The sequence below is a fragment of the Psychrobacter sp. ENNN9_III genome (genome assembly GCF_001462175.1).
In the GTDB taxonomy this organism is placed as follows: Bacteria; Pseudomonadota; Gammaproteobacteria; order Pseudomonadales; family Moraxellaceae; genus Psychrobacter.
This window is the reverse complement of sequence record NZ_LNUO01000015.1, coordinates 1-10,427: the sequence shown is the minus strand read 5'-3', so window position 1 is coordinate 10,427 and position 10,427 is coordinate 1. Positions and strand designations below refer to the sequence as shown.

Sequence of the window (10,427 nt, the reverse complement as noted above, 5' to 3'; positions counted from 1 at the left end):
ATGACCAGCACAGTGGCTGGTTTTTTTGTGTAATGAAGACTACAACTGACGTCGTTACGCCTTCGCCATTTCTGCAAAGATTTCATCAGCGGCTTTAATTGAAGTCTCGATGTCTGCATCGCTATGCTTGATAGACATAAAGCCGGCTTCATAAGCAGAGGGCGCCAGATAAATACCGCGATCTAACATACCATGAAAGAAAGTATTAAACACATCCATATCACATTCTGTTACGTCATCAAAGTTCTGCGGTACAGTGGTCTCACTGTCTCTGACAAAGAACATGCCAAACATACCGCCCAATTTATTGGTGCGCAGATTGATACCATGCTTGTCAGCTGCCGCTTGAAAACCATCAACGAGCTTATCTACTTTCGCTGATAATTCATCATAGAAACCGTCTGCCGTTAAGTCTTCAAACATCGCGATACCAGCACGCATCGCCAGCGGATTACCTGATAACGTACCCGCTTGATAGACACCGCCAAGTGGGGCGATGCAAGACATAATCTCTTCTTTTCCGCCAAAGGCACCAACGGGTAAGCCTGCACCGATGATTTTACCAAAACAAGTTAAGTCAGGGTCGATACCGAAGTGCGCCTGTGCGCCACCAAGGCCAACGCGAAAGCCCGTCATGACTTCATCAAAAATCAATACTGCGCCATTAGCTGTACATTCTGCACGAAGCGTATCATGGAACTCTTGGCTTGGAATGACCATGTTCATGTTCCCAGCGATAGGCTCCAAGATAACGCAGGCAATCTCATCGCCCCATTTTTCAAAACAATCTTTAATCGCTTGCGGATTATTATAAGGAATCGTAATAGTATGCTTAGCAAAATCCGCTGGCACACCTTTTGACGTTGGCTCACCAATATCAAGCATGCCTGAGCCAGCTTTTACTAGCAGACTGTCTGAATGACCATGATAGCAACCTTCAAATTTAACGATTTTGTCACGTTGGGTATAACCACGCGCCAGACGAATCGCACTCATAGTCGCCTCAGTACCTGAGCTGGTCATACGAATCATTTCGACGCTTGGGACGATGTCACAAATTTTATCAGCAACCGTGGTTTCAAACGGCGTTGGTGTGCCAAAGCTTAAACCATCATCAGCGGCCTTTTTGACCGCATCGATCACTTTTGGATGCGCATGACCCAAGATCATTGGACCCCAAGAGCCGACATAGTCGATATAAGCATTGTCTTCGGTATCATAGATTTTGCTACCGTTAGCACGGTGCATAAAGATGGGTGTACCACCCACCCCTGCAAAGGCGCGAACTGGTGAGTTGACACCACCTGGGATATGTTTGCGTGCTTGCGCGAAAAGCTGTTCGTTTTTAGTACTCATGGTTATTCTCTGTTGTTTTATTAAAAGTAAATTTTTTCACTTAAACATCATTGAACTTGTTGGTTAAACTTATCGTCTCAAGCCTTTTTGACGACTGAAGATTTAAGCTTCATGGGGCCATAGCCATCAAGTTTACAGTCAATATCGTGGCCATTGCTCGCATCTGGCAACAAGCGAATGCTTTTTGCTTTGGTGCCTACTTTGATAACGGTGGATGAGCCTTTAACTTTCAAGTCTTTGATGACGGTTACGGCATCTCCATCTTGCAGCTCGTTGCCGACCGCATCGCGAATGACCGCGTCTTGGTCTTCAGCTTGCGCCGCATCCGTTTCAGCCGCCGTCCATTCATGAGCACACATCGGACATATCAGTAACGCACCATCTTCGTACGTGTATTCAGCATCACATTTTGGACAATTGGGTAAGCTCATCATTTCCTCGGCAGCCAGCAACATGTAGGTTTATTCTAGACTTAGCCTAGACCCCAGACTAGAGATAACATTGTACCGTAACTCGCTTGCTTTAACCAATTTGTACGGTTGAAAATTGGGCACTGCGCCCAATCTAAACCTTAACCATAGCGTTTCTTATGACAGTGCTTTTTATGGTACTCTTCAACCTCATTTAATTTTGTATTTGCTTGTCTAATAGGGGATAAAAGCGCCAATTTGCTTCTTTTGTTCCTTATATCTAAGACCCAGTTATTCATAAGTAAGCTCTTATTAGAAGGATAATAACAATGACTCAATCTACCGACGTCTCGACTTTGCCGCAGTTTTCTCAATTAACCCTCCAAGGCGAAGATGCTGAAAAATTCTTACAAGGACAATTGACTTGTGATGTGACTAAGCTTGGTCTTAGCTATCAACCAACTGCCCTTAGTAACTTAAAAGGGCGTATTGAATTTGGACTTTGGATTAAAAAACAAGACGAAAAACATTATGATGTGGTGATTAGCGCTGATTGTGTCGACGCTTTACAGGCACATTTAAAGAAATTTGGGGCGTTTTCAAAGTTTGAGACCAGTGCAGCAGCAGCCATTTATCCTTGCGTGCTCGCTGATGAGCCTACCTTTAGCCATAAGGATGAGCATAATACAGCAGAAGATACTCAAGCTTGGATGCAGCGAAGTATCGCCACTGGCAACTATTGGATAGTAGCAGCAACGCAGGGTGAGTTTCAGCCGCAAGAGCTGCGTCTGCATCAGCGCGGCGGTATGGACTACGATAAAGGCTGCTATTTGGGTCAAGAGGTCATTGCCCGCATTTACTTTAAAGCGGCACCCAAAGCATTTTTGCACTATGTTAGCGGGACAGGTGACGCGCCAGCAGCAGGGGATAAGCTTGATAAAATCCAAGTGGTCAACGCCATTGCTACCAATGATGGCTTTGAAGCATTAGTCGTTGCGCGTCCAGCACATCTTGATGATAGCGACCTTACCCTATTGGAGTTGCCAACAGCACTTCAAGCTGATGTCGCCCGACCAAAGTAGCATGGTCCAAACCGCAGCAAACTGCCAAACAAGCAGCTAAAACAGTCACTAAGAGACTTTACTCATGACACATATTGCGGTACTCGGAGCGGGCGTGGTGGGCGTGACTACCGCATGGTATCTTCGCCAAGCTGGCTATGATGTGACTGTCATTGAGCGTGAATCTGCAGCGGGAATGCAGACGTCGTTTGCTAATGGCGGGCAGATATCGGTCTCGCACGCGACGCCTTGGGCCAATCCTACTGCTCCAATGAAAGCGCTTAAATGGCTATTTAAAGAAGACGCGCCACTACTGTATCGTTTGCGAGCTGACAAGGCACAGCTTAAGTGGGCGATGCAGTTTTTGCAAGAGTGCCGTGCAGATAAAGCCGATGCCAATTTGGTGCAAATGGTACGTCTAGGATTGTATTCTAGAGATGCCTTGCAGCAGCTACGTGCTGACATTGGTATTGATTACGAGCAGCAAAAGCGCGGTATCATGCACTTTTATACCGACCAAGCTGAGTTTGACGCTGCTATTGCGCCAACAGAGCGTATGCAAGCACTAGGCTGTGAGCGTCATATCATTGATATTAATAATGCGGCCAGTCTGGAGCCAGCGCTTTATCCTATTGCCCATAAGCTCAAAGGCGCTACTTATACCAGTCGTGATGAATCGGGTAATGCCCATCTATTTACCCAGCGCTTAGCTGAGCGCTGCGCCAAGGCTGGCGTACAGTTTTTATATGACACCGAGGTATTGGCATTAAACGCTGATGCCCACTCTACTAATCCGCATATCCATAGCATTAATATCCGTCCCAAAGGCGAAAATGTGCAAACTTTTAGTGCAGACAGCCATGTACTAGCGCTTGGTAGCTACAGCGTTGTATTAATGAAGCCTCTCAATATTCATTTGCCTATCTTCCCGGCCAAAGGCTACTCGGCCACTTATCAAGTCAATCCCCGCGCCCCGCACCTAGCACCCTTTATCAGTCTCATTGATGATGAGTTTAAGCTGGTTACCTCACGCCTTGGCGATAAATTGCGCGTCGCGGGCACAGCAGAGTTTAACGGCTATAATTTAGACTTGAATACTATACGCTGCCAAGCCATCACGCGCCGTGTACAGCAGTTATTCCCGAAAGGCATCATTGCCAACTCTGTGCAATATTGGACAGGACTGCGACCGATGACCCCATCAAATGTACCCTTAATAGGACGCGCGCATAGGGCTCATGTCCGTCACGGTAGTCACAATACAAACGCTAGTTTTGATAATTTATGGCTCAATACGGGTCATGGTACGCTTGGCTGGACGCATGCTTGCGGTTCGGCAAAAGCGATTAGTCTGTTAATACAGGGCGAGACACCGCCAGTCGATTTTGACTTTGTGGGTGTGAACGCTCAATAGAGAACATTTACACCAGCCATACATATTTGCTTTTCGTATAGTTAATCTGCCATAAAATAAGCATAGTGCTACTGGTAAAAATTTTGCGTAGCCTCTGTCTGCATAGTCACATAAGCAAGGAAAAGTTGTACCAGTAGCACGTTATAGTTTTTGTACTTATTTTATGCAGCACTTCCTGATTTGATTTCGGAAGATTCGCTGTCAGCATCAACACTTGAATCGGTAGTGTCCAAATCAACCACTTCAGGCTCGATGGCTTCTAGCTGCACCGGTACGCCGTTGACTGCTGCATTACCACTTAACTGATCAATTAACGTATCATCCGTCAAGTCATTGACACTGACACCGGCATGCGCTTGAGCAATCTTCTGTTTCACGCCTTTACGGCCGTGACCCCAACCATGCGGGATACTCACCACGCTTGGCATCAGCTCATCCGTGACTTCTGCGATGGTATTCACACTGCCAACGCGCGAAGTAACTTTTACGTTTTGACCGTCCTCGATACCGTATTCTTTGGCCGTTTCTGGATGCAACATAAGCGTACAGCGTGGTTTACCTTTTACCAAGCGATAGCTGTTATGTAACCAAGAATTATTACTGCGTACATGGCGGCGACCTATCAATAATATTTGCTTATCATCATAGTTACGCATCATCTCTTGTACACGCTCTAAATCAGCTTGATAAAAATCAACATTAAGATGAATCTGCTTGTCTTTATGTTTCAAAGCTTCTGGCAACATCCTTTTGAGAGGCCCTAAATCAATGCCATGCGGATTTTTCTTTAACTTTTTTAGATTAAGACCCTTATAAGGCCCACGCTTTAAACCCTGATTGAGCACAAATTTCGGCCCCAACACTTTTACTAATAGACGCTCAACTCTGGTGACAAGTGGTGCTTTTTTATCTAAACGTTTTGCCAGCTCTAGATAGATTTTTTATCTAAACGTTTTGCCAGCTCTAGATAGATTTGCCAGTCAAATTTGGCACTTTTTTTCTTATGGAATAGGGCTTTTGAGTATTTAGCCACGTTATGGACGGCAAAGTTGTTAAAAGTGACATCATAATGGTCACGCTCTAGTGGTGATACGGGTGGCAAAATGATATCGGCATGACGACTGGTTTCTGTGACAAAATAATCGATCGCAACCATAAAATCCAAGCTGGCAAAAGCTTCATCTAACTTTTCACCATTGGGCGTGCTGAGTACAGGGTTGCCAGCGACAGTCATAAAGCCTTTTAACTGCCCTGCGCCCTCTACCAGCATCTCATCCGCCATCGCCACCACTGGATAATCGCCATTAAAATCAGGCAAATTACTCACGCGGCTATGGCGCTTACCAAGATAGCCTGGGCCTGAGTTATTGACCACATCGACTGCAGGATTGGGGAACATCAGGCCACCTACCTCATCTAAGCGACCTGTGACAATATTAATGACCATAATGAGATACTGACTTAATAAGCCAAACGCTTGTACCGATACGCCCATGCGTCCATAGCAGACGGAGCTTTCGGCTTCACAAAACGCTTTAACGAGACGTTTAATCTTATTTGCAGAAATGCCAGTAATATCAGCTACGGATTCGGCGCTATAGTCTTTAGCAAAGTCTGTAAGTCGCTCAATATCTGGCGCTAGGGCCACCGCTCTATTATTTTTAGCGCGCGCTTTGTCCGCATAACCTTGCAGATAGATTTCATTAAGCATGGCGAGCAAGAGTAAGACATCGGTTGCTGGACGAATAAAATGATGCTCGCTCGCAATATCTGCTGTTTCTGTGCGTCTTGGATCAATGACCACCACTTTGCCATCACGGGCTTTGATATCTTTTAGCTTTTGGCGCATGTTTGGCGCGGTCATAATACTGCCGTTAGACGCCAGCGGATTGCCGCCGATGATGAGCATATATTGGGTACGATTGACGTCAGGCACAGGGATGCGCAGCATATGCCCAAACAGATGCATACTGACAATATGGTGCGGCAGTTGGTCGATGGAAGTCGCAGAAAAACGACTACGCGTCTTTATACTACTAAGTAAATGCTTAATCGTTAGCATACCGCCCAAGTTATGGACGTTAGGATTGCCTAAATAAATACCAAGGGCGTTTTTACCATGTTTTTTCTGTACCGACTGAATACCGGCTGCCACTTTATCTAGAGCATCAGGCCAGCTAATCTCTTTCCAGCCGTTAGCGGTTCTTTCAACCGGATGACGCAGGCGATCACTGTCTTCATGCAAGTCTTGCAAGGCGGTCGCTTTTGGGCAAATATAACCTTTGGAGAATGGATCGTCCTTATCGCCTTTAATCGACAATACCTTGTCACCATCGTGCTTAATGACAATACCGCACATAGCTTCGCATAAATTGCAGGTTCTAAAGTGGGTTTGCTCATTCGTCTTGGTTTGTTCACTAGCCATGGTCGCGCTCCCTGTTATTTTGCAATATAGTTCTTACTATATAAATTCCGTTTTATGACTGTTATGACTTTAATATGTTTAATGATATGGGTAACTAGCTACCAAATAATTAGCAATTGATAAACTGGATAACTAACTCCCCAGTCCATGCCGCTCTTTTATAAAAAAACTGCTAAACAATGCATCAAAGTTCTTACTCAATATATCAATAGCCTGCTGCTGTGAATAACGCTGCTGCCGACAGCCTAGTATCAATTCATGGACTTGAGCAGCAGCGACATCGACACAGAGATTAACTTCAGATTCCTCAAAAGAGTAATCGGTTGACTGTAATCCTTGCATGAATATATTCGTCCACTCTGTTTGTGTCTCGCTAATCAGACTTGCCAAGCCTTTATCTTCTACTGTTGAACCATAGCGCAGACTGTCTTCAATTAAGCGTTGAAACAATTCGATATTCTGAAACGCGGCATCAAAAATCATAGTCAGACACTGCTGACAACGCTGGTGGAACTGCGCTTTTGTTAGGGTTGGATAGTCTTTGAGCATATTTACCCATGCCATGCGCATCGGTGATAGATAGTTGTTTTTTAACTGAACGCTCAGCTCATATTGTAGCGCCTCGACGCTAGCAAAATGATTGTAAAAACTGGGCTGGGCAATACCTGCGCCTTTTGCGATTTTATTCATACTTAAGCCGCCAGCACCTTCAATACGGTACAACTGCAGGGCACTTTTTAACAAGGCATGACGCGTCCTAGCTTTTGCCCAATCTCGCTTCGTCTCTGCCTTTGCCGCATTCACTGTATTGGATATGTCAGGTGAGTCCACTGCCATTCATCTTAGCTCCATAAAGCAACTATCATGTTTGTTATCTCAACTATAAGGTTATAGTCAACTAGACGATATGTCTATAATTAGTTTTCATAAAAATATGTTTACAGTCTTGTCCCCTTACTTAATTCTTATATTACTAATATTTGTTTGAAATCTACTGATTTGTTTTACATATCCCACTGAATAATAGCTTATTCATTACATAGATAAGTAACCCATAACAAAGATAAGCAGTTAACCATAATGAAGTAACACTCTAAACATTGCATATACAGACAAGGCAATTCTCAGCCCTTATATTAGATATCACCAGTCAGCATATTGGTGTTTATCAATAGCGACTGAGTGTTGAATGAAGACAGATGGAATAGTTGTCTCAAAACTTAATTCGATAATAACAGAAGGAATATAACAATGAATGAACATACTCTAAAAGGCGAATGGAACCAGATGAAAGGTGCGGTTAAGCAAAAATGGGCCGATCTCACTGATGATGATCTCACTCACATCGAAGGCAACCGCGACAAACTGGTCGGTCGTGTACAAGAACGTTATGGTCATAGTAAAGATAATGCCGAACGTGAGGTAGATGACTGGCGCCGCGAAAATAACTACTAAAGTAATTATTAATGTATTTTTAGAAAAATACATTAGATAATAATTAAAGTTATCTTATTTTAAACCATAAAAACCGCATGAATATCATGCGGTTTTTTGATTGTCAGTAATTTATCTATTAACTAACAAGCTTACTTAAAGCATTAGTTAGCAGGTCTTTATTTTTTGACCTTTTAAATAACTAAAGTTTCAGCTGAGCATACACTTTGGTATCATATAACTTTCTTAACCTCCAGACACGATAAAACCGCATAGCAATTAATTGTTATGCGGTTTTATTGTTAACCATCCATATTACTTATCACGACTGTCTGTTATACATCCTTGCATAATATTCAGTATATTGTGATACTAGGCATCCTGCCCTTTTTACTACGATTATCACAGCGTTTACTGCTGCTCTCAGCATAGGTTAGTATCCTTACTCCACTTATTGTTATCATCCTGATGCCAATAAGTGAATCATTATCCTTAATACGGTAAACTCAATCCTTGAGTCATACTCCCTAATGCCGTGTGACTATAGTGTCAAATTATTACCTTCATGTTAAGTCGCGTAAGCGTCATCTTCTGTAAGCATATGCTTACACGAATATTGTTTTTCTCTTCTATACCTTGATACTCCTACGCTTGCGTAAAATAAGATATTAATTATTTTCCAAACCAAGGATATTTTTTATTGTTTGCCTTTCTTCACATTGTTACTACCCTTTTCTTTGCGTTTACACTTTATTAACGTTACCGACATTTGTCATCAAGTTTTATAGACTACTATGCGTATGTAAGAAATTATTTCAAAGATTAAGTCAGCTCTAGTATATAGAACGTAAAACCTGTTTTATAACGCTTGTTTATGGCCGAAAAATTTAATGTCAATAATAAGTTAAGATAATTCAATAAAGACCTTTTTTATCTTTCAAGCCTTAGATCTTATGGAGTTGAGCTTAGTTACCCTAATTTAGATATCCTTAAAGGTAAAAAGACTGATCGATAATAATGACATTCATATGAAGCTTTTGGCATCGTGAAAATTTTGATGCCCAGGTCAAATAAACCAGCAAATGGTTTTGTTTGGCCTTTTTTTATATATCAATTTTTTAAAAATTAACAATCATCTTTATAACATTCATCTTCAAAAATCTAAAACCTTCATGACATCATACGCTGGGGTCTCATAAGGATGCGCCTCTTTTAGTGCTGCAATGACCTCATTAATGACGTCCTCATCAACCACCATTTCAACTCGCCACTCATCAACTTCTTCAAGTTTGTCATGCATACCGATATGCGGCGTACTACCTGCCAATGGCTTGAACTGTCCCGTTCCCTGTACTTGCCAACAGCACTGTTCATAATTACCAATAGTCCCAGCACCAGCATTAAATAGAGCAGTCTTCACCGACTCTAAAACATTATCTGGAATAAAAACTGTTAGCTTATACATTTATTAATCTCCAATTTTTGACTAAATACATAATACAAAGCACTAGCACCCCTTACTTTTTTGATAAAGAAGGATGATCCGTCCATACGTAGCGCAGTAGCCAGTCCTTTGCCTCACCAGCGTAATCGATTCCGATACGAGGACGTAATGATAATGGTGGCTGACAACCATCATCCTCAATCCAGACATTCGATGTAGGCCAGATAGCTTGGCCATACAAGCTACGGTTAATCTGCAAGCGTTTGGTTAACTTCCCCGGCCCAGCAAACTGCTTTGGATGCGTCAATTGCTTATCAGCGCTAAGCTGCTGCTCGTCTACTAACCGATCACTGTTATCTGTCAAAAATCCAGCTCGTATGAGTACCGATTCAGGTGTCTCTACAGGCCCACTGATAAGATTAAGCATATGATGTACGCCATAGGTCAGATAAACATAAAATACGCCGCCTTGTTCGTACATAATCTCGGTACGTGACGTACGAGTACCCGCATGCGAATGACAAGCAGGATCGTCTTCACCAATATAAGCCTCGGTTTCTGAGATGCGCATACGCAGCGTTTTTTCGTTGCCATCGCTATCAGTTAATCGTCTACATAGAACTTTACCGACCAAATCAGCAGCGACTACGCAGGTCGGACGAGTAAACCATGTTGGCTCTATAATCAAAGCGGACGATTCAAGAGTTATATCTGGGTTAAGTTTATTTGGCTGGGGCATCAATGGACCTTTTTTCTTATATTTAACGATATCCATAAATTAACATAAAAATAAAGATAGGTATTGAGGACAATTATTAACAGCACTTGCAGTAAAATTTTGTCTCTCCGTCTTCCAAATTTTACTTTTTTTTTTTTTTTTTTT

At 42.7% G+C, this 10,427-nt stretch carries 10 protein-coding genes; 3 read left to right on the top strand and 7 right to left on the bottom strand.

The genetic code is table 11. The features are described from left to right. Window positions 1–54: 54 nt before the first annotated feature. A complete protein-coding gene (gene hemL / locus PENNN9_RS00975) occupies window positions 55–1,356 on the bottom strand; it encodes a glutamate-1-semialdehyde 2,1-aminomutase (RefSeq protein WP_058367909.1) in 1,302 nt (433 codons plus the stop codon). Between the two features lie 77 nt (window positions 1,357–1,433). After that, window positions 1,434–1,787, bottom strand: a complete 354-nt coding sequence (locus PENNN9_RS00970) for a zinc ribbon domain-containing protein YjdM (protein ID WP_058367910.1) — start codon at window positions 1,785–1,787, stop codon at window positions 1,434–1,436. A 308-nt stretch (window positions 1,788–2,095) separates the two neighbouring features. On the opposite strand from PENNN9_RS00970, the gene PENNN9_RS00965 reads away from it, so the two are divergent. Continuing rightward, a complete protein-coding gene (locus tag PENNN9_RS00965; RefSeq protein ID WP_058367908.1) occupies window positions 2,096–2,848 on the top strand; it encodes a YgfZ/GcvT domain-containing protein in 753 nt (250 codons plus the stop codon). Between the two features lie 64 nt (window positions 2,849–2,912). Then, on the top strand, window positions 2,913–4,241 hold the full coding sequence (locus PENNN9_RS00960; protein WP_058367907.1) for a D-amino acid dehydrogenase: 1,329 nt from the start codon (window positions 2,913–2,915) through the stop codon (window positions 4,239–4,241). Between the two features lie 161 nt (window positions 4,242–4,402). On the opposite strand, the gene PENNN9_RS12895 is transcribed toward PENNN9_RS00960, so the two are convergent. The 3 genes from PENNN9_RS12895 to PENNN9_RS00950 form a co-directional block, all read right to left on the bottom strand. Then, entirely contained in the window at window positions 4,403–5,086 is a 684-nt protein-coding gene (locus PENNN9_RS12895) for a molybdopterin oxidoreductase family protein (protein ID WP_227511677.1), read from the bottom strand. Window positions 5,087–5,169: 83 nt separating this feature from the next. Next, window positions 5,170–6,666: a molybdopterin-dependent oxidoreductase gene (locus tag PENNN9_RS00955; RefSeq protein ID WP_227511676.1), complete on the bottom strand. Its 1,497-nt coding sequence runs from the start codon at window positions 6,664–6,666 to the stop codon at window positions 5,170–5,172. A gap of 132 nt (window positions 6,667–6,798) precedes the next feature. After that, window positions 6,799–7,503 (bottom strand): TetR/AcrR family transcriptional regulator, encoded by a 705-nt coding sequence (locus tag PENNN9_RS00950; protein ID WP_058367906.1) that lies wholly within the window; start codon window positions 7,501–7,503, stop codon window positions 6,799–6,801. Window positions 7,504–7,917: 414 nt separating this feature from the next. Here PENNN9_RS00950 and PENNN9_RS00945 point away from each other — a divergent pair, with 414 nt between their 5' ends. Next, on the top strand, window positions 7,918–8,121 hold the full coding sequence (locus PENNN9_RS00945; RefSeq protein WP_058367905.1) for a CsbD family protein: 204 nt from the start codon (window positions 7,918–7,920) through the stop codon (window positions 8,119–8,121). A 1,132-nt stretch (window positions 8,122–9,253) separates the two neighbouring features. On the opposite strand, the gene PENNN9_RS00940 is transcribed toward PENNN9_RS00945, so the two are convergent. Both PENNN9_RS00940 and PENNN9_RS00935 read right to left on the bottom strand, forming a co-directional pair. Beyond that, window positions 9,254–9,565 (bottom strand): hypothetical protein, encoded by a 312-nt coding sequence (locus PENNN9_RS00940; RefSeq protein ID WP_058367904.1) that lies wholly within the window; start codon window positions 9,563–9,565, stop codon window positions 9,254–9,256. A gap of 52 nt (window positions 9,566–9,617) precedes the next feature. Beyond that, window positions 9,618–10,283 carry a DNA-3-methyladenine glycosylase gene (locus PENNN9_RS00935; protein ID WP_058367903.1) on the bottom strand — a complete coding sequence of 222 codons (666 nt, stop codon included), beginning with the start codon at window positions 10,281–10,283 and terminating at the stop codon, window positions 9,618–9,620. Between the last annotated feature and the right edge of the window lie 144 nt (window positions 10,284–10,427).